Source organism: Agarivorans sp. 1_MG-2023 (assembly GCF_030548385.1).
Taxonomy (GTDB): Bacteria; Pseudomonadota; Gammaproteobacteria; order Enterobacterales; family Celerinatantimonadaceae; genus Agarivorans.
Genome location: NZ_JAUOSJ010000004.1, coordinates 205846 through 226074, shown reverse-complemented (window position 1 = coordinate 226074; position 20229 = coordinate 205846). Strand labels below are relative to the sequence as shown.

19 protein-coding genes are annotated in these 20229 nt (G+C 45.3%); 4 read left to right on the top strand and 15 right to left on the bottom strand.

Annotation, left to right across the window (positions count from 1 at the left end):
- The first annotated feature begins 407 nt into the window (after positions 1 to 407).
- Entirely contained in the window at positions 408 to 2627 is a 2220-nt protein-coding gene (locus tag Q4592_RS07405) for a glycoside hydrolase family 3 N-terminal domain-containing protein (RefSeq protein ID WP_303511620.1), read from the top strand.
- 52 nt (positions 2628 to 2679) lie between these two features.
- Here Q4592_RS07405 and Q4592_RS07400 read toward each other — a convergent pair whose 3' ends face one another.
- From Q4592_RS07400 to Q4592_RS07375, 6 genes are all read right to left on the bottom strand, one after another.
- On the bottom strand, positions 2680 to 3210 hold the full coding sequence (locus Q4592_RS07400) for a DinB family protein (protein WP_303511619.1): 531 nt from the start codon (positions 3208 to 3210) through the stop codon (positions 2680 to 2682).
- A gap of 18 nt (positions 3211 to 3228) precedes the next feature.
- Positions 3229 to 3675 carry an N-acetyltransferase gene (locus Q4592_RS07395; protein ID WP_303511617.1) on the bottom strand — a complete coding sequence of 149 codons (447 nt, stop codon included), beginning with the start codon at positions 3673 to 3675 and terminating at the stop codon, positions 3229 to 3231.
- An 80-nt stretch (positions 3676 to 3755) separates the two neighbouring features.
- Positions 3756 to 4205: an inner membrane protein YiaA gene (gene yiaA / locus Q4592_RS07390; RefSeq protein WP_303511865.1), complete on the bottom strand. Its 450-nt coding sequence runs from the start codon at positions 4203 to 4205 to the stop codon at positions 3756 to 3758.
- Between the two features lie 127 nt (positions 4206 to 4332).
- A complete protein-coding gene (locus Q4592_RS07385; protein ID WP_303511616.1) occupies positions 4333 to 5136 on the bottom strand; it encodes a DUF2145 domain-containing protein in 804 nt (267 codons plus the stop codon).
- Between the two features lie 31 nt (positions 5137 to 5167).
- Positions 5168 to 5554: a hypothetical protein gene (locus Q4592_RS07380; protein ID WP_303511615.1), complete on the bottom strand. Its 387-nt coding sequence runs from the start codon at positions 5552 to 5554 to the stop codon at positions 5168 to 5170.
- A gap of 33 nt (positions 5555 to 5587) precedes the next feature.
- Positions 5588 to 5893, bottom strand: coding sequence for a hypothetical protein (locus Q4592_RS07375; RefSeq protein ID WP_303511614.1), 306 nt, complete (start codon positions 5891 to 5893; stop codon positions 5588 to 5590).
- A 113-nt stretch (positions 5894 to 6006) separates the two neighbouring features.
- Here Q4592_RS07375 and Q4592_RS07370 point away from each other — a divergent pair, with 113 nt between their 5' ends.
- Both Q4592_RS07370 and Q4592_RS07365 read left to right on the top strand, forming a co-directional pair.
- Positions 6007 to 6753, top strand: coding sequence for a helix-turn-helix transcriptional regulator (locus Q4592_RS07370; RefSeq protein ID WP_137673370.1), 747 nt, complete (start codon positions 6007 to 6009; stop codon positions 6751 to 6753).
- Positions 6754 to 6832: 79 nt separating this feature from the next.
- On the top strand, positions 6833 to 8203 hold the full coding sequence (locus tag Q4592_RS07365; RefSeq protein WP_303511613.1) for a carboxylesterase: 1371 nt from the start codon (positions 6833 to 6835) through the stop codon (positions 8201 to 8203).
- Here Q4592_RS07365 and Q4592_RS07360 read toward each other — a convergent pair.
- Together Q4592_RS07360 and Q4592_RS07355 are read right to left on the bottom strand one after the other, a co-directional pair.
- Positions 8200 to 9324 carry a GGDEF domain-containing protein gene (locus Q4592_RS07360; protein ID WP_303511612.1) on the bottom strand — a complete coding sequence of 375 codons (1125 nt, stop codon included), beginning with the start codon at positions 9322 to 9324 and terminating at the stop codon, positions 8200 to 8202. The genes Q4592_RS07365 and Q4592_RS07360 overlap by 4 nt on opposite strands.
- A 203-nt stretch (positions 9325 to 9527) precedes the next feature.
- Positions 9528 to 9935 (bottom strand): 2TM domain-containing protein, encoded by a 408-nt coding sequence (locus Q4592_RS07355; RefSeq protein WP_303511609.1) that lies wholly within the window; start codon positions 9933 to 9935, stop codon positions 9528 to 9530.
- Positions 9936 to 10320: 385 nt separating this feature from the next.
- Between Q4592_RS07355 and Q4592_RS07350 the strand changes: the two genes are divergently transcribed.
- The gene (locus tag Q4592_RS07350) at positions 10321 to 11946 is read left to right on the top strand and encodes an AbgT family transporter (RefSeq protein ID WP_303511607.1); all 1626 of its coding nucleotides are present in this window, start codon (positions 10321 to 10323) and stop codon (positions 11944 to 11946) included.
- A gap of 62 nt (positions 11947 to 12008) precedes the next feature.
- Here the strand turns inward: Q4592_RS07350 and Q4592_RS07345 are convergent, their stop codons facing one another.
- The 7 genes from Q4592_RS07345 to Q4592_RS07315 form a co-directional block, all read right to left on the bottom strand.
- Positions 12009 to 13292 carry a TRAP transporter large permease gene (locus tag Q4592_RS07345; protein WP_137673365.1) on the bottom strand — a complete coding sequence of 428 codons (1284 nt, stop codon included), beginning with the start codon at positions 13290 to 13292 and terminating at the stop codon, positions 12009 to 12011.
- 21 nt (positions 13293 to 13313) lie between these two features.
- Positions 13314 to 13832 (bottom strand): TRAP transporter small permease, encoded by a 519-nt coding sequence (locus Q4592_RS07340; protein ID WP_137673364.1) that lies wholly within the window; start codon positions 13830 to 13832, stop codon positions 13314 to 13316.
- Positions 13833 to 13903: 71 nt separating this feature from the next.
- Entirely contained in the window at positions 13904 to 14890 is a 987-nt protein-coding gene (locus Q4592_RS07335; RefSeq protein WP_303511603.1) for a TRAP transporter substrate-binding protein, read from the bottom strand.
- A 377-nt stretch (positions 14891 to 15267) separates the two neighbouring features.
- On the bottom strand, positions 15268 to 16092 hold the full coding sequence (locus Q4592_RS07330) for a pentapeptide repeat-containing protein (protein WP_303511601.1): 825 nt from the start codon (positions 16090 to 16092) through the stop codon (positions 15268 to 15270).
- A 6-nt stretch (positions 16093 to 16098) separates the two neighbouring features.
- Positions 16099 to 18084 (bottom strand): DNA topoisomerase III, encoded by a 1986-nt coding sequence (locus Q4592_RS07325; RefSeq protein ID WP_303511599.1) that lies wholly within the window; start codon positions 18082 to 18084, stop codon positions 16099 to 16101.
- A gap of 50 nt (positions 18085 to 18134) precedes the next feature.
- Positions 18135 to 19280 carry a glycerate kinase gene (locus tag Q4592_RS07320; RefSeq protein ID WP_303511598.1) on the bottom strand — a complete coding sequence of 382 codons (1146 nt, stop codon included), beginning with the start codon at positions 19278 to 19280 and terminating at the stop codon, positions 18135 to 18137.
- A gap of 35 nt (positions 19281 to 19315) precedes the next feature.
- Positions 19316 to 20218 (bottom strand): LysR family transcriptional regulator ArgP, encoded by a 903-nt coding sequence (locus Q4592_RS07315; protein ID WP_303511597.1) that lies wholly within the window; start codon positions 20216 to 20218, stop codon positions 19316 to 19318.
- Between the last annotated feature and the right edge of the window lie 11 nt (positions 20219 to 20229).

Below are 20229 nucleotides of genomic sequence, written 5' to 3'. Positions count from 1 at the left end.
CTAATGAATTCATTAGTTAATGTTCAGCAGATAGAACCACTCAAGGTTAGGGATTAAATCGTTGCTTTTAGTCGCGGGTCGAACACAACAACAACCAGCAGTTTAGCTGGTGAAATCTTGGCCAAGCCCCCTATTCACGAGCGCGTAAGCTGCTTGTGGTTGCTAATTTAGCAATGGCCGAGTTTTTTCATTTTACCAAATAGCACTCTCTTTTATCCCTGAACGTTAGCTAGAGCGCAAAAGTGTGAGCAACTCTCATGAAACCGCTTACTTTTACTTATTTCATGCTCAATTTTATCTAAGATAGACATCATATTATTAAGATTGCACTGCAAGTTGTTGCCAGCAAAAGTGGCTTACTTAGCATCCAATTAATTCCACTACTCGTTAACCAGAGGAACTGCAGTATGTCGCAGCCGTATACTAACCCGTCTCTTAGCACCGCTGAGCGTGTCGAGAATTTATTATCTCTAATGACTGTTGAAGAAAAAGTAGGGCAAATGCTGCAGTTACCGGCCAACATGCCGGAGAACTTGGGTAAATTGGAAGACTGGAATGTCGGTAGCTATTTGCACTGTACTGGCAACATGGTGGCAGAGTTACAGGCCCGTGCAGAAAAAACTCGCTTGGGTATTCCACTGATTTTTGGTATCGACGCTATCCATGGTCACTGCTTTGAGAACAACGGTACGGTATTTCCAACTCAACTCGCTTTATCTAGTGCTTGGAGCAAACAGCTAAGCCAAAGCATGGCCCATGTTACTGCCGTAGAAACTCGTGCTTGCGGTTTACATTGGACTTTTTCACCAGTGCTTTGTGTGGGGCGTGATAGCCGCTGGGGTCGAGTAAACGAAACCTTTGGAGAAGATCCATGGTTAATTGGCGAGCTCGCCGCCGCTGCAGTATACGGTTATCAAGGTGATACACTGGCCTCAACCGACACTATTTTAGCCTGTGCGAAACACTACGTTGCCTATGGCGAAGCCACTGGCGGCCGCGACGCTTATGAAGCGGAAGTATCGCCTCGTAAGTTACTATCGTTATTTTTGCCACCCTTCGAAAAAGCCGTGAAAGAAGCCAAGGTTGCTACGTTAATGGTGGGTTACCAAGCCATTGACGGTGTGCCGTGTAGCGCCAATAGCTGGCTACTTCGCGAAGTGCCTAAAAACCAATGGGGCATGGACGGTTTTATTGTGACCGACTGGGACAATATTGGCTCATTGCACGACAAACAACGGGTAGCCGTTGACCTACGCCACGCCGCAAAAATTGCGGTGGAATCGGGTAATGACATGATCATGACCACTCCGTCATTTTACCAGCACGCAATAGATTTAGTGGCCGACGGTGAACTAGATATCGCCTTTATCAACGACGCGGTGTCGCGCATTCTAAAGTATAAGTTTGAACTCGGTTTATTTGATGAACACCGCTACACCGATCTCAGCAAGAAAGACCAAATTCTTGGTAATCCAGCTCACTGGCACGAAGCATTAGAAGCTAGCCGCCAATCTCTAACACTACTAAAAAATGAGGGTGTTTTACCGTTATCAAGCGACAATAAACCTAAGATTCTTTTGTGTGGCGCCAATGCCGACGACGTAGTGGCGCAACTTGGCGATTGGTCGTTTGGTTCTATGCAAGCGGGTGCAGCTGATGACAGTTACCACCAAAAAGATGCCATTACCCTGCGCCAAGGCTTACAAGCTGAAGCTGACGCCGGCCGTTGTGAACTAAACTATGTGCGCGGCGCGGCGCCAGCCGAACCAGACTTTGAAGAAATACTGGCAGCTGCAGACGCCGCTAGCAACAGCGACATAGTTATTGCCTGTGTAGGAGATACCTTAAGCCAACATGGTGAGTTTCACGACCGCGCGGACTTAGATTTAAGTGGTCATCAGCAAGCCATGTTGGAAGCCGTTAAAGCCACCGGTAAACCGTTAATCGTGGTATTTATGGCCTCTAAGCCACTGACTATTGGCTGGGTAAAACAACATGCTGACGCAGTAGTTTGCGCCTTTAACCCAGGCGCTAAAGGTGGCCAAGCACTAAGCGAATTACTATTTGGCGAGCTAAACCCGAGCGGAAAACTCACCATTAGTTTCCCAGAGCATGTTGGTCAATCGCCGGTTTACTACAACAAATACGAAGGCTGGCACGCGCGCCTATCTGAAAGAACCAACAATCAAGAGCGCTACATTGATATGCCAGCATTGCCACTGTTTAGCTTTGGCGAAGGTAAAAGTTATAGTGAGTTTAGCTACAGTGACTTAAGCGTAGCTAATCCTCAACTACCTGCCAGTGATGACTTAGCCAAAGGCGAAGCCCTAAAAGTGTCGGTAAACATTAGTAATGTAAGCCAACGTACCGGGCTAGAGATTGCTCAGTTATATATTCACGATAGCGCTGCTTCGGTCACGGTACCGGTGCTGCAGTTACGCGGTTTTGAACGCGTAGAATTAGCCGCAGGTGAGACTCGTCGAGTTGAATTTAGCGTGCCATATAGTGACTTAGCCTTAATCAATGCCAAGTTAGAGAAGGTGGTAGAACCGGGCGAGTTTAAAGTATTTGTTGGTGCATCTTCTAAAGCAAATGATTTACTAAGCGCCAACTTCCGCGTGGAATAAGCGCGTAACAACCAGCATGTAAAGCCTCTTAAGTTTAGCTAAGGGGCTTTTTTTATAGCTCCGGAATATGCACTAACAAATCGCATATTCCTATATCCAGCCCGCTTTGCGACAGTAAAGTGCTCAGCTGACCACGGTGATGGGTTTGGTGATTGAAAAAGTGCTGCACTAACAAGCCAAAGTGTTTTTGATGAGAGAGACCTTTACTGTTTACGTAGCTTAACGGCTGGCTTAAGTCTTGTTCTGTTAGCTGCGTGCTAAATTCTACTATCGCAGCATCCATGGCATTTCTCGCCTCACTTAGCGCAGCGAAATTATCATGAATAATCTCATCTAAGAGCTTGGGAGCGGCAAGAGCCTTAACCTTATCCAGGCTACTAAATCCGCTAGGGTGAGCAGCAAACCGCTGCAGCCAGAGAGTATCTCCCACCAGAATATGATTTAAAGTGCCAAAGATAGAACCGAAGAACGCTTGCCTGTCTTGTTTTAGTTGCTCATCACTTAGCTGAGCAGCACAGTGGTATAGTTGGCGATTCATCATTTGATTATATTTCGCCATTAATTCAAAACTTTGCTTCATCATCACTCTCTATTTCAGCAACTATACATTCAGCTCATAATGCAGGAATTCACTGTCTCTTTGATAACCCAAACTCTCATACAATGCTTGCGCCTTATGGTTGTTATGGGCAGTGGCTAACTCGATACTCACCGCGCCAACCTCTAAAGCGTGTTGCTTGACTGCATCCATTAATTGCCGAGCAAAACCTTGTCCACGTGCTGATTCACTCACAAACAAATCGTTAAGTATCAATATTGGCTTCGCTTGGGTTGATGAAAAGCTTGGGTATAGCTGAGTAAAACCAAACGCTTGCTGCAAAGACTGTGCGAGTAAAATAGTTGATTGCTGGGCTTGCATGCGCTGTTTAATAAAATGCGTGGCCAGCACGAGATCGTCGGCTTGCTGGTAGAACATTCGGTACTGGTTAAAAAGCTCGGCAACTGCGTCCAGTTGCTCGAGTCCTGCTTTAACAATGGTCACTGACATCGGCTAAAATCCTTTTTACTGAAAGCCTTATGGCAATGTTTAACGCTAGCCAATAATAACCTTATTAGCTAGCAACATATTTACGCTTCATCTGTCGATTCGCTATCAAAGCTTGGCGCGCTGTCTTCATCTTCAAAGTAAGCCATATCACGGGTATTCTTTTGTACCGCGATAGCCGCAAACAAACACAAACTGAAAGCCATGGCATAGAAGCCTTTTTCACTTAAGGCTAAGGTCGCATTAAATAAGCCTATCGCTAACAAACCAACCGAAGCAGCCAAAGAAAACCAGCTTAAACCATAGTAGATGGCGGTTACTTTGATCCCTTCTAACTTGTCTCTTACAGACTTTTGTAGCGATACCGAAGAGAACAGTCCAAATAATAACAAGGTGAAATAATAGCCTTTTTCGTTTAATTGCATGTCGGCATTCCACAAGCCTATAAGGTAAGCCCCTGCGCCTAAGAATAAAGCCGCCCATGAAGCGCCAACAAAGGCTGAGGTTGGTTTAGGTAACTGTGCTGATTTCATCTCGGTATTATTCCTTAAGTTTGTGTAAAACGTTCCGCTATCTTGCTGATTAATATACTCTATATCACTTAACGATTGTTTCATATGCTATTCCTTAACTGGCTAATTAAAATTTTTATCAACAACATTACAGTAAAGGTTTATAAGCATCGTGTTGGTATAGCACTACCGAGTGCTCAATGAGGTCTTTCTCTTTTAAGTAGCGTGCAATGCTAGTAAAAGTGGCTGTGTGCGGCTTGCCAGTGTGGTCTTTAGTCGTCACTTCATCAAGGAATAAACCTCCCATAAATAACTTAAAGCGATTTATCTTAATTGGTTGAGAATTAAAGTCAGATTTTGCCAACCATTTCAGTTCTTCTTTGTCGGTAGTATCAAAAATTGCCGCATTTAGCATATCTAAAGTATGCTCGGTACAATTTTGGTATTGGCTATTATATGGGTTAGCTAACACCGAATAGTTGGCATTGTGCACCACATGATTACCGCCATTGTTAATCAACGCCAATAGCCCTGCTTGAACCTCTTTTTTAGGAATAATGATTCCGGCTTTTAAACTATCCGCTCCCCAGAAAAAATCTACCGGATGGTCGGTGACTAAACTACTATGGCCCAAGTCACCTTGGTTTTGATAAAGGTTGTAAATAGCGTAACCATTAGTGGTTTCACCGGAATCCAAAGTGATGCTTGAGTAAACCGCTAAGGCGGTATGGGTAAATTGAATCCCTTTAGGTAAGTCTTTTTGTGGCCGCCCTACGCGGCCAATAATAAATACATTGGCACGTTGAGCCGCAGCATATTTTTCTACATCTTTAGAGAACTTCGCAATTGCCTCTGGCTGATGTTTGGCCTCTTCAGCTGGCGCGCTGCCTGCGTAACAAGTCGCGCTAAGCAAAGTAATAGACGCGAAGATTAATCCTTTTAATATTTTCATGGTGTTACTCCCTGTTTGATGCCTTAGCTTATTAATGAACGCCAACTAAAATTTGCTCGCCAATCTTAAAAGGCACGGGTGCACCAGCCTTCTCAGCGATTCCTTGAGCACTTGTGGCTGCAGCGCTGCCGCCTACTGCGAGTGAGGCCGCAGGAACCATTACCGGAACAGAAATAGGCCCGCTATCTTTAACTCCCCTGCCAATACCCGTTCCAACATTGGCGCTGGCACCACCAGCTACGATAACGGGAGTAGTTACCGCACTCACCGCTACTTGGCCACTCCCCTTAAGCCCTGTTGACCCCGCTAAAGCAGAGTGCTTTACCGATTGATTAACATGCTGACCAGACTCAGTCGCAGACAAATGTAGGCTAGAAAGTGCTAAAGAAGAGATTAATAATGATTTCCATAATTTCATGATGATAAGTCCTTTATTTTTTTATTGAGAGAATTAGTGAGTAGAACCAATGATGACTTCGTCACCAATTTCAAAAGGCACTGGCACCTCGGCACTTTCAGCAATATGTTGCGCACCGCCAGCTACCCCTCGGCTCACTTCGGCGATGCTGCCACTGGCTAACATCACTGGTGTAGTTATCGCAGCAACAGCCACTTGGCCACTTCCTACAAGACCAGTAGAGCCAGCTAAGAAGATATGATGTGCTGATTGACCAAGGTTTTCGAGAGAGCCTGCAGCCATTGCGTTCACGCTAGAAAGCGTAAGAGATGTGATGAACAGTGATTTCCATAATTTCATAATATTTCCCTCTTGGTTAAGTTCTCATTAACCATAAAGTTCAGGGATTTGGGTGTAAACGACCTTGTATTATGTTTATTATGAATAAACACTAAGTATAGTATTTGTATACCATGAGCCAGTTAAAGCAGATCCGCGACACCCTGAAGCAAGTTTTTCGCCAGCAAGGTTTAACCTATAAAGACATAGCCCAGCGGCTTAATATGAGCGAAGCCAACATTAAGCGAATGTTCTCTACCAATAGTTTTTCGCTAGAGCGACTGGAAGAGATGTGCCACATTGTAGAGCTCAACCTGATCGATTTATTTTTGCTAGCCGACCAAGAGAAAGAAAAGCTCACTCATTTAAGCCACGAGCAAGAGCAGGAGCTAATAGACGACCACAAGCTGTTTTTAGTCGCGGTATGTGTAAGAGACTCATGGACCTTTAAAGAAATTATCCAGCGTTATGAGATCAGCGAGCATGAGTGCATTCGCTTAATGGCCCGCTTAGATAAACTCAATATGATTCAACTACTGCCAAATAACGCCTATAAGCTGCTTATTGCTCAAGATTTCAGGTGGATTTCTAACGGACCTTTAGAGCGTTTTATGGAAAAAATTGTTCTTACCGAGTTTATGAATTCACGATTTAGTGGCGAAGACAGCTTTCGCTTTTACCTACGTGGCCACTATTCTCAAAGCTCCATTGAAATCATCCGTCGTAAACTTAATCAACTCACTAAAGAGGCGGCAGCGCTCAATCAGCAAGATGCCTCATTGCCGCTGGAAAAACGTCGTCATACTGGCTTGTTGTTGGCCTTGCGTCCTTGGGAAATATCTATATTTGAGAAGCTTGCTAGAGAAACTAAGCTCACCTAAGCAAGACGCATAACAAACATATTTAACGTATACACTCTCTTTACTCAGCAGAGTAAAGACAACACTTTAAGGAACAATCATGCAGTGTTTAATACCTCTTTTGCAGCAACGCTTAGGCAAAGCAAGTTTAGTGCTTAGCCTCTTATTCACCAGCACTTTAGCGCATGCAAATATAGATCAAGAAGACTGCGTAAACATCCACTCTCAGCAAACCTTGATAGAGCAATACATAGAACAAGCGCCCTATCGCCAAGCGCTGGCCTCCAAACCCAAGCCTTTTAGCTACTCAGTGGATCAAAGCTATCAACGTTACTTAGACTACGCCGAAAAACTGATCGCCCAACGTAACCCGCGCGCGATGATGGCCTGCCCTATTTCCACTCAAAGTTACCAGTTGTTAGCTAAGCAGCAGCAATGGATAGGCAAACCTAAAGTCATCCAACTGATCGCGCCGTTTGAACTTCGTCATGGCGAAAACAACAAAGCCGTTCTGCTGATCCACGGTTTAACCGACTCCCCCTATCACTTTCATGACTTGGCGTTACAGTTTTACCAACAGGGCTTTGATGTAAGAACCTTGTTGTTGCCTGGCCACGGTACTGCGCCTTCTGATTTAGTCAAAGTAAAGCATCAGCAATGGCAGCAAGCCGCCGACTACGCGATTCAACGCACTCTTAAAGATTACCAAGACGTGTATTTAGGAGGCTTTTCTACAGGCGGCGCACTAATTCTTAATCACTTGATTATGAAACCCAATAGTGCAGAACAAGTGCAAGGTGTGATGCTGTGGTCGCCCGCTTCTGAAGCCAGCAGTGGCCTAGCTTGGATGGCAAAATATGTGAATTGGTTTAGCACTTGGTTAGATAAAGAAGGGGATATTGATTTTGCTAAATATGAGTCCTTTCCTTATAACGCTGGTGCTCAAGTGAACGCATTGATGAAACAAGTTAGCAAGCGTATTAATAAGGCCGACAACTTACCTGAAGTACCTATGTTACTAGTGGTGAGTGAGCATGACCAAACCATTAATACTCAGGCTAGCTTACAAATACTTAGCCAGTGGCACCGTCCGAATCAGGCTGACCACTTGGTATATTACGGTGATGAATCAAGTTTAGACGCAGGGTTGGCCAAAACCATTTTGGTAGAAGTACCGCAATGTACCACGGCTTCTTGCTCAGCAGTTAAGCACGTGGCCCACACCGCCACTATTAATGCGCCAAGCAATCCGCATTACGGGGAGCGAGGTTACTACCGCAATTGCAGCCATTACCTTAGCGATTTGAGTCTTTATCAACAGTGTAAGCAAGGCACCAAGGTGGTTAAAGGTGAGAAAACCGAAGCAAACTTGGCTCAATACCCAAGTTTACAGCGGATTACTTACAACCCTTACTATCAGCAAATGTTAGGCAGTATTAAGACATTTATAGCAAATACCGCTAACAACTAAGCTTCCACGGGCATTTTCATGCCTTCGGGCAGTTGGTAGTGATTATGCACTTGGTGCTGGTTTCTACCGCTGTGTTTGGCAATGTACAAGGCTCGGTCGGCATATTTACATAACGAGGAAAAGTTATGGTCAATTGTCGAACTCGCCACGCCAATGCTACAGGTAAGGTACATAGAGCTTAATGATTCAGGGTGAGCAATCATTAACTCTTCTAAGTTGTGAACAATTTGCTCGGCTAATAGGGCGGCTTGATCTTCGCGAATACAACCGGCTAAAACAAATTCTTCTCCGCCCATTCTTCCAACGACTAACTTATGGGGCTTAGCTAAGTCGAGCAACAACTTACCATAGCGCTGTAAGGCTTGGTCACCTACTGAGTGCCCCATACTATCGTTTAGCAATTTAAAATAATCTAAATCGCAATACAGTACCGAAAACGCCTGTTTCTCACTGTTACTGAGCAATTTTTCCGCACGCACATCAAAGGCATGGCGGCGTAAACACAAACTTAGCTGGTCAACATCAGCAATGTATTGCAACTGCTTACGTTGCTCTACCAACTGGCTAAACACCCCCACTCGGTGGCTAAACAAGAGCAGCGATACCATCACACTCATGCCTAAACCAAAGGCAAAATGCACCACTATTTTTGTTTCTTGATGCATATGCATCACCATGCTGGCCCAAATGACTAAGCCACTAAACAGTGATAACAACAGCAAACGTCGCTCCACCATAAAGCCGCCTAAAGCGACAACCACCAACATCAAGGTGCTGCTTTGCCATAAGCTTTCACTTAAATACATATGCATCAAGGTGTTTAACAGCATCAGCAACACCACCACTAAATGCATCGCAGATGTTGCAGGATTCAAATAACGCGGTAAATAACGGGCAGTAGCAAAAATAGCTAAGCATGAAAACAAGCCGAGAGGCACCAAAATCAGTTTTTCGGCGGTGTTAGTTAGTACGAAAAAATGAGAAATACTCACCAGCAAATAGACAACACTCACCACGTAAGTAAGACGCCTAGTTTGCGGAAAAGCCAAATCTTGCAGCAATTTATGTTGATCTTCATTATGCGGCTGGATAAAGCCCATCTTTTTTATCAGTTCAATCAATCCATGACTCCAGCAATTCTTCCAATCGCAATCTAAGGCAACTCCTACCTTAGCAATTTTACACTTTTCAAATTGATAGCTTGCTATCAACTATGAAAACTGAATGCTGGAGCTTACTAGAAACAGATTAATGACTGAACACAAATCACCCTATCTTTATAAAATAATTACAAATTTGACAGTAAGCCCTCACTTTATGTGCATTAAAAGTGTCGAAAACACCCGCCAAGCCCCGTCCTGTCGCCGATTGGCGACAATTTTATGAATTTTAACGCATGGCCTAATAAACCCATTCCCATGCCCAGTATTGGCCAAAAAAACCACCAAACACCGCCCGTTACCCAGTCAATCATAAACAGCAATACACTTATCGATAAATAACTTATCGCATGTAATTTAAACGCGAGAAAATGCTTATCATGCCGCCGCTGTAATTGTTGCCCAGCTTGCCATTGCTTAATCGCAGCCTCAGTTTGCTGGGAATTCAACCCCGATTGTTCAGCAATCTCATAGAGTTCTTGTTGATTCACATTGTTTTGCTGGTGTTGTTGCTGGCGTAAGCCTAGGGCAATTATTTGCTTTAATTGTTGAGGTGAGTAGCTATTGTTCATTGTGGCATCCTACACTAGGTGATTATTGATAGGATAAACGCTAGCTAATCACTCACTGGCGCTCTGCGACTAGAAGAGGTAATTCGTGATAAGCGGCTAAACACTCCGATGAATGGTGAAACAGCGATACACAAAGTGAAGTGTCAGTTAACAATAGCGCCGTAGATGTAATCACTTAAATTAAAGAGCAATATACCGGGTTGAAAACAGTATCGAAGCATTAAACCAATAAAACATGTAAAATAGGTTTTATTATCTAACATCAAAGCAAGCCATAGGCTTATTAACTAAGCTGATTGGATAAGTTTATATTTTGATCACTTTGGGTGATTAACCACAACAAAACTAACTAAACCGGAGAGTTTAGCTAAACCTAGAGGTACATATGAGTTCTACCACTACCAATGAAGCCGCCCCCAAAAAAGGCGGTATCGCACGCTTTTTAGACACCATTGAGCGTGTTGGTAACAAACTGCCTGATCCAGCAATGCTATTCCTAGGATTAATGTTTTTTGTATGGCTGTTGTCCGCAGGCCTATCTCACTTAAGCTTCGCTGAAATAGATCCTCGTAGTAGCGAAACGATTGTTATTAATAACCTATTGAGTGCCGAGTGGCTTACCACTTGGATGACGAGCATGGTGAAAATCTTCACCGGTTTTGCTCCTTTAGGCGTGGTGTTAGTAGCAGTACTGGGTGTAGGTGTAGCTGAACGCTCTGGCTATATTAACGCAGCTTTAAAGGCAATGCTGAAAGTAACACCTGCCAAAATGATCACCCCAGCGGTGGTAATGATTGGTGTTATTTCGAGTGTTGCTACCGACGCAGGTTATGTGGTGGTAATTCCCTTAGCTGGTGTCATTTTCCATGCGATGGGTCGTCATCCTATTGCCGGTATTACCGCGGCTTTTGCCGGGGTATCAGGCGGCTTTTGTGCTAACTTCATTCCTTCAGGTTTAGATCCATTACTGCAAAGCTTTACCCAAAGCTCAGCCCAGTTATCTGATCCTGAAATGATGGTAAACCCGCTCAATAACTGGTTTTTTGCCTCTGCATCATGTTTGCCTATTGTGGCGACTATTTGGTACATCACCGATAAGATTGTTGAGCCTCGCTTGCTAAAAAACAGCCCAATATCTAAAGATTTAGATATTGCCTCAGACATGCACAGCACCAACAAAAAAGAGACCTTTGCTTTTAGAGTTGCCAGCCTTGTAATGCTCGGGTTAATTGGCGTACTTATCGCGACAGCACTGCCAGCAGACTCTCCACTGCGAGCCCCCGCTGAGATGATAGAGGTCACAACAGCTGCTGGTGAGGTAATGCTTCAAGAAAGCACTGAACCACGCTCTTTAACCAGTTTTAGCGCGCCTATGATGCAAATCATTGTGCCGCTTATCTTCATCTTCTTTGTTATTCCGGGCGTTGTTTTTGGCTACTTAAATGGCAGCTTTAAAAACACCGATGACATCGTCGCCGCCATGTCTAAAACCATGGAAACCATGGGTCACTACATTGTAATGGCATTTTTCTGTTCAATGTTTGTATGGGCCTTTGGCCAGTCAAATATTGGCGTATTAATGGCAGTGAAAGGTGCTAACTTTTTACAAGCTATTGGTATGGCAGCACCAGCCACCATTGTAGGAATGATTGCCTTAGTGGTGCTAATTAACTTATTTGTGGGTTCTTCTTCTGCTAAATGGGCACTTATATCGCCAGTATTAGTACCGATGCTGATGCAGATGAATATCTCACCAGACTTAGTACAAGCGGCTTACCGCGTGGGTGATTCGAGTTCAAACATTATTACCCCGCTAATGCCGTACTTTCCACTAGTAGTGGTGTACTGTCAGAAATACGTTAAAGGCACTGGTATTGGTACCTTGGTAGCCACCATGTTGCCGTATTCTATCGCCTTAGCGATTTTATGGACAATTTTCCTATTGGCTTATTGGGCACTTGGTTTCCCACTAGGCTTAGGCGCTAGCTACGTTTACCCACCAGTAATGTAAACTAAGCCTGCAATCAAAAAACGCGCCTATATGGCGCGTTTTTTATTACTTTCGAAAAGCTGCTAACCCGCTAGCCAAGTAGGTAGCGCCAGTGATACAGCTGGAATAAAGGTAGTCAGCACTAGGGCAAACAAAATAGCAATATAGAATGGCCAGATAGATTTAACCGCAGACTCCATCGGCACCTTGCCCACCGCACACCCCACAAACAAACAGGCGCCCACAGGGGGTGTACACAAGCCTAAGCCTAGATTCATCATCAAGATCATACCAAACTGCAATGGGTCAATTCCCAATGACTGAGCCACCGGTAGGAAGATGGGAGTGCAAATCAGAATCAGCGCCGCCATGTCCATTACCATACCCAGCAATAACAACATCACATTAATCAGCAAGATAATCACGATGGGGTTGTCAGAAATACCGCCAAGAAAGTCGATCATTTTGCTGGGCACTTGGAAGTAAGTCAGCATATAGGCAAACGCCGCGGCACAAGCGATCAACACCATCACCATGGAGGTAGTTTTTACCGAATTAACCACCGCAGTTTTAAACTTCTGCCAAGTGAGTTCTCGGTATACCAACACCGTTACCACCAGCGCATAAATGGTGCCAAACGCGCCTGATTCGGTCACGGTAAATACCCCTGATAACACCCCGCCAACAATAATCACCGCGGTGAGTAAGCCCGGTAAAGCCACCACAAAATGGGTGAATAACACAGTAAAGCCAGGGAACGTCTCAGCCGCATAACCCCGTTTTACCGCAACAATATAAGCGGTTATTGCCAAACATATACACATCAATACGCCAGGCACTACCCCAGCCAGAAATAACTGTGAAATAGAAATACCACCGCCTGCTGCTACCGCATACAAAATCATATTATGGCTAGGTGGGATCATGATGCCGGCAATCGAAGAGGTTACCGTTACATTCACTGCATAATCTTCGTCATAGCCCTTCTTTTTCATCACTGGAATGAGAATAGAACCCAAGGCTGAAATATCAGCCACTGCCGAGCCAGAGATCCCACCAAACAGCATCGACGACATAACGTTTACCACGCCTAAACCACCTCGCACAGCGCCCACAGCCGAAGATGCAAATCGCACCAAACGCATGGCAATACCGCCATGAAACATCAGCTCGCCAGCAAAAATAAAAAACGGAATCGCCATTAAAGAGAACACACTAATGCCTGCGGTAATTCGCTGAAACGCAATCAGCAAGGGTAGCCCCTCAAAGGCAAAAGCCGATACGGCGGCAATGCCTAAAGCAAAAGCCACTGGCGTGCCAATAATCACCCCAACGACAAACACCGCCATTAAAATCAATAAACCCATGAACAAATCCTTGTGTTACCGCTAGCGTTTAAAGGCAGCTTTTACCTGTTGAAATAAGTGAATTAAATGCCCAATGGAATAAAGTAAGACCAAGCCGCCACAGAGCATAATTGGAATCGCCCTCACCCCTTCCGGGATCCCCAGCAAAGGGATGTTTGAACCCCATTTAAATTGCATGAGCTGATAACTGTTCACCATCATTACGCAGCCGAAAATGGCCAAAGAAAGCTGCGAAATAAGTTGAAAGATCTGCTGCAGCCAAAACGGACTTTTATCGCGAAAAAACGACACACCTAAATGGGTATTTTTGTGAATGCCTACCGATGCCCCAAGAAAGGCAATCAATACCACCAGCAGCAAAGATAATTGCTCTACCCAAGTAGGTGTTGAGTTCAGCACGTAGCGGCCAAACACCAACCACCCAAAAGTAGCGGTAAGCACCACTAAGGCAACACCTGCAATCCACATGCTAATGCGACTCAAGATCTCCAGAAATTGGTCATATTTGGATAATTTGAAATGCTCAGGAGGCTGAACCATAAATACCTCTACATCGACTAAACAAAAACATCGCCCTCAATAGAATATCGAGGGCGATAGAGAGAATGCTTTTATTTGGTATTTTTGATGAGCATAACCAAAGGCTTAAGCTCTGGGTTTTCGCCTAAATACTTGTCGTAAACCGGCTGCATAGCCAATTGGAAAGGTTGTTTTTCACTGATTTCATTCAGCTTAACACCTGCTTTAACCACCTTGTCACGACTAAAGGCTTCGCGCTGCGCCCACAAATCTCGTTGTACGTTGGCTGATTCTTGCGCCGCTTCTTTTAGCAACTGTTGTTGAGCCTCAGGCAAGTTACGAAATGCAGTGGCGTTAACACACAAACACTGAGGAATGATTAAATGCTGCGACAAGGAGTAATAACCAGCCACTTCAAAGTGGCCCATCGACTCATACTCTGGCCAACCATTTTCAGCGCCATCTACCACACCGGTTTTCAATGATTGGTAAACCTCGGCATAAGCTATTGGCGATGGGTTACCGCCCAAAGCCGATACCATGCCCGAGTACAGGTCATTATTCATCACTCGCACTTTCATCCCGGTTAAATCTGCAGGGGTGGTTATGGGTTTCTTAGAGTTATAAAACGAGCGCGCTCCGGCGTCATACCAAGCCAAACTAATGAGGCCTTTTTGCTCCATGGCCATATTGATTTTGTCGCCAACTTCGCCGTCCATTGCGGTATGCATATGCGCCACGTCATCAAACACAAACGGCAGCGACAATACATTCGCTTCTTTAACAATAGGACCAATCGGGCCCAAGCTAAAATTACCAATTTCTAAGCCGCCAATGCGCACTTGTTCAATCGCATCAGGTTGATTACCTAAAACCCCTGCATGGTACATCTTAATGGTAAAGTCGCCGTTTGATTTCTGCTCCACCAACTCGGCAAACTTGTCCATGCCAACTGTATTTGGGTAGCCCGCTTTGTGAATGTTCCAACCCTTCCATTCGGTGGCTTGCGCCCCTAAACAAAGGCCTAACGCTAAGGCTAGCGAACTCACTGATAAAGCCGCTTTATTAAGCTGTTTCATGTCCCTTCTCCCTTTTGTCCATTATGTACGCACGCGCAATCCAAACATCGGAACAGCTGAGCGAGCAGCTCAAATTGATTAGCAAATCAATTTTGGTAATACAATATTGCTAATGAACGATTTTTAGGCAAGTTTTGCTGAGATTATTTATAAAATAAATGCAACAGAAGTATCAAATAGACTAAAGGAGTAGCAGGCAAAGGTAAGAAATAAGAACCAGAGCGCAGATTATGGTTACTTTATGAGCTAAGCAACACGAAGTCATCGGCATGCTAACAATATAACGTTGAGCAATAGAGCTTAAAGAATATCAACTAAGGGCATGAAATAAATGAATATATGGGCAAAGGCCGGTCTTTCAGAGCCAAGCCTTTTGACTAATTGTCAGCAAATACCACAAAACCTAAGTTTTCCATCAGCGCCGCCATTTGCCAATCAAAAATCTTAACCCCTGAAAAATCCAACTGACGAATATCGATACCCGCAATATCTGCATTGCGTAAATCCGCTTGAAACAACTGCAAACCTTGATAAGTACTAGGGGAGAACTGGGTATTGCTTAGGTTGGCTCCCTCTAGGTTTACTCGGCTTAGCACTGCTTCGCTAAGGTTACAGCCCGACAAATTACACTTGGCTAAATTCACCCCTTCAAAGTCACTCAAACTGAAGTTGCTATCTACCAAATGGGCAGAACTAAACACCACTTTTCGGCTCACTACCTTTGAAAAGTCCGCGTATTCAAAACGACAGCCCTGAGCATGGCAATTCTCAATAGTGACATCAAATAACTCAGCGCGGCTAAAGTTGGCAGTGGAGATATCGCAGCCTTTAAAAACCGCTTGGTTGAGGTTGGCAGTGCTAAAATCGCAGCCACGTTGGCGCTTACGGTCGTACAAGCTGCAATGAGTAAATTGGCTATCACTTAAGTTTGCACCGCTAAAATCGCAATGATATAGCTGACAATGCTCAAAGCTTACTTCACTCAGATTCGCCTCGCTAAAATCACAATCTACAAACAAGCACCGCCTAAACTGCAAATGAGGCTGGTCTACCATCGCCCATTCAAGCGCAGTAAAATAACGCTGCTCAATAATGCTGTCAGTGTCGCTAACGTCCAGTAACATTTCTGGAGTCAACTCTGCAACGGCTATCTTACTGATACCCGCTTGGTCGATGCTTTGCCGATCATCTTCTATCATCATTAGCTCCTAGCTCGCAGCGGCTTTTCGCCCTCGAGATGCTGGTTTAGCCTTGTTAGCACCTTTGGCCTTATAGGCCGAACCACCACTTTTAGTGTTAGCTTTGCCTTTACGAAAGCGCCGTTTAGTTTGAGGTTGCGCCAACCCAGCAAAGGCTTGGGCGTTTACACTGGCACTTTGCTCAACTAACTGATTTAACTGCCCTTGCATACCTTGCATAAAACCTTGGTAGCTTTGGTTTTTCTGGCTAATGGCATTTAACTGGGTTTCCCAATGCGCGGTCATGTCAGGCCAAGTACACATGGTAGGTAAAGCACTCACCAAGGCTTTTCCGCTGTCGCTGGCATGGATCTGTTTGGCTTGTCGCAGTAAAAATCCACGTTTGAATAGCAACTCAATAATACCCGCTCGCGTGGCTTCAGTGCCTAAACCATCGGTTTCTTTTAACACCGCTTTTAGTTCCTTATCTTGCACAAACCGTGCAATGCCGGTCATGGCTGCCAGTAACGTTGCGTCGGTAAAGGCCTTAGGCGGCTGAGTATGCTTATCAAGCACTATGCCCTCTAGGCATTGCAAAGGCTGGCCCTTAGCAAGTGGTGGTAAGGTTTTTTCGCTTTCTTCACTACTTTTCTTTTGCGGAAACAAAGTCTTCCAACCAAGTTGTTTGATTTGGTTAGCAGTGGCTTTAAATAGGCCATCTTGAATGATTATTTTGGCTTCGGTGTGGGCGTAAAGATAATGTGGGTAAAACTGAACAATATATTGGCGGGCGATTAACTCATATACGCGTCGCTCTGCTTCGCCTAACTTAGCCACCGCGTAATGCTTTTCAGTAGGAATAATGGCGTGGTGAGCATCTACCTTGGCATCATTCCACGCTTTACTGCGCTTGCTGGCATCAGCCTCACTAACGGCCTTAGCAAGCTCTTGGCTATTACTTTGAATCGCCGCCAACACCTTGGGCGCGTCAGCATGGTGTTGCTTAGGAAGATAGCGGCTGTCGGAGCGCGGATAAGTAATTAAGGTATGCCGCTCGTACAAGGCTTGGCAAATATCTAGCACTTGTTTAGCGCTATAAGCAAAACGTTTTGCCGCGTCAATTTGCAGGCTAGACAGGTTATACGGTAAAGGTGGCGCTTGTTGTTTGTCTTGCTGCTTTAAGGCGCTAACTTCAGCACTTTGCTGGGTAATTCGTTTTGCTACATGCTCGGCTAAAGGCCGACTAAGCACCCGGCCTTCTTCATCTTGATAAGCTTCGCAGGCGTCGCTAGGTTGCCACATCGCACTAAACACTTCCCCTTGCTCGGTTTGCAATTTGGCCTCAACCTGAAAATAAGGGCGACTAACAAACTCGGCAATCTCTTGGTCCCTGCGCACCACTAAACCCAAAATAGGGGTTTGCACACGCCCTACCGATAATACGCCTGAATACCCTTGCTGTTGGCCTTTTAAGGTGTAAGCGCGAGTAAGATTAATTCCGTATAACCAATCAGCTCTAGAGCGTGCCAGTGCAGAGGTAGATAATGCGCTAAACTCTTGATTAGACTTTAATTGCGTTAAGGCGCGAGATACCGCAGCAGGGTTTAAATCACTGAGTAATACTCGCTGACATTGCTGCTTTAGTGCCACTTTCGCTTTGCAATGGTCAATCACCAAATCCACCAGCAGTTGCCCTTCTCTGTCGGGGTCCCCTGCGTGCACCAAGCTATTTGCTTGTTTGATTAAGCTCTTAATCACTTTTAACTGAGAAGCGGTTTTAGATTTAGCTTTCCATTGCCACTGTTCGGGCAAAATGGGCAGGTGTTCGAAACGCCATTGTTTAAAACGGCTGTCGTAATGCTCAGGCTCGGCCTGTTCCAGCAAATGGCCTATGCACCAAGTTACGCAGTCACCATTGGCTAACTGAATATAACCATTTTGTTTTTGTTGAGGCTTTGGCAGCACCGCAGCAATGGCGCGTGCAAGGCTTGGTTTTTCAGCAATATAGAGACGCAATGGGCTACAACACCTGTGATTTTATACAGCATTGTAGCCGATTTTTATTATTAGCTAAATATTTGTTGGCTAAGTTTGAGGGTTGCCGCTACGTTACGCGCACTCACAAACAGGTTTTGCTCAGCTTCAGCTAGAGCATGGGCTAAATCGCAAGGCCCTGGCACCACCGAGAACACCGCATCTATACCATGTTCATGCACCACTTCGTAACCAGGTAACATCGCCCCCGCTAACGCAATTACCGGTACATCAAACTGCATCGCAATTTGCGCTGCGCCATAGGGGGTTTTACCGGCAATGGTTTGACTGTCGATGCGCCCTTCACCAGTGATGAGCAAATCAGCACCTTCAACACTATTGGCTAAATCCACCGCTTCGGTAACAATTTGCACCCCAGGGCGCAAATCGGCCTGCATAAACGCTAGCAAAGCAGCGCCTAAACCACCCGCCGCGCCGCTGCCCGCGGCATGCATAATATCGATGCCAAATTGGCTAAACACCACAGCCGCAAAGCGGCCAAGGGCAGTATCAAGCTGACGGATCATCTCAGGTGTGGCACCTTTTTGTGGACCAAATATAGCACTTGCCCCATTTTCTCCACATAAGGGGTTATCAACATCACAAGCAACTTCAATCTCTACTTCAGCTAAGCGCGGATCTAAGCCTGAAATATCAATCGATTCTAAATCAATCAGTTCACCGCCACCGCGTTTTAGAGGTTTGTTAAACTTATCGTAAAACTGTGCACCCAGTGCTTGCAGCATACCTACTCCAGCATCATTGGTCGCGCTACCGCCTAAGCCAATAATCAGCTTACTAGCACCGGCATCTAAAGCAGCACTAATTAACTCGCCAGTACCATAACTTGAGGTTTTTCGTGGGTCGCGCAATGCAGGTTCAACCAAATGTAAACCCGAGGCGGCGGCCATTTCAATAACAGCGGTTTGCTTGTCACCAAGAATGCCAAAAAACGCTTCTACCTGATTCCCCCTTGGACCTGCCACGAGTACCGGCATAATTTGCCCCTTGGTCGCATCAACCATGGCTTGCACAGTACCTTCGCCACCGTCGGCCAAGGGCACCTTTAGATATTCAGCATTAGGGAAAATTTGTTGGAAGCCTTGTTCGATCATGTCGGCCGCTTCCATAGCGCTTAGGCTTTCTTTAAATGAATCAGGCGCAATAACAATTTTCATCGGCTGTCCTTCTCAGTAATGTCTTAGGCTATGAGCTAGTGCTGGGGTAAACACCTTTTGGTGTAGCTGCGAATTTGCTCACTTAACTGTTTCATTAACTTACCTGCTAATTGCCAATGATGCCAGTACAGCGGCACCCTTACTTGCAGGGTCGGTGTAAGGTTTAATAGGCTGCCATTGGTTAGGTGTTTGGCCACATGTAAACGCGGGTTAAGGCTATAGGCACCACTGGCTAACGCCAGCTCCATAAAGGCTTCAGAAGAGCGTACTGTGTGGCAAGGATACTGCCCCGGACTTAAAGAAAAATGTTCTAACAAAAACTGAATATGCATATCATCGTGCTGATCAAACGACATGCCAGGCGCTAAGCTCAAACTCTCTCTGTTGACTCCCTCGGGGAAAAATCGCTGGGCAAATTCGGGGGTAGCAACACACAAATATTCCATGTAACCCAAAAAATGGCTTTCGCTGCCCGCTACCGCTGCAGCACGGCTGGTCACACAAGCTAATACTTCTCCACTACGCATCCGCTGCCAAGTACGAGACTCATCTTCTACATACAAGTTCATCTCTACCCTTTGCTGCTGCAAGGTAGGGCTTAGTGCCGGAATTAACCAACTGGCTAAACTGTCGGCATTCACCGCTAAAGGCAAGGCTTGAGCGCGAGTATCGTCAACATTGAGTTGGCTGGCCAACTCGGTTTCTAACTGCAGAACTTGCTGATAATGGCCGAGTAAGCGCTGTCCTAACTCAGTAGGCATAAGCGGCTGAGAGCGAATCAATAAGGGCTGGCCCAGTTGGCTTTCAAGTGCCTTAATTCGTTGTGAGATGGCCGACTGAGTAAGATGCAAGCGTTGTGCAGCGCGCTCAAAACTCTGCTCACTAAGCACTGCATCCAAGGCTTTCAATAACTTGTAATCAATATCACCCAGCTTCATTAGGAAAACTT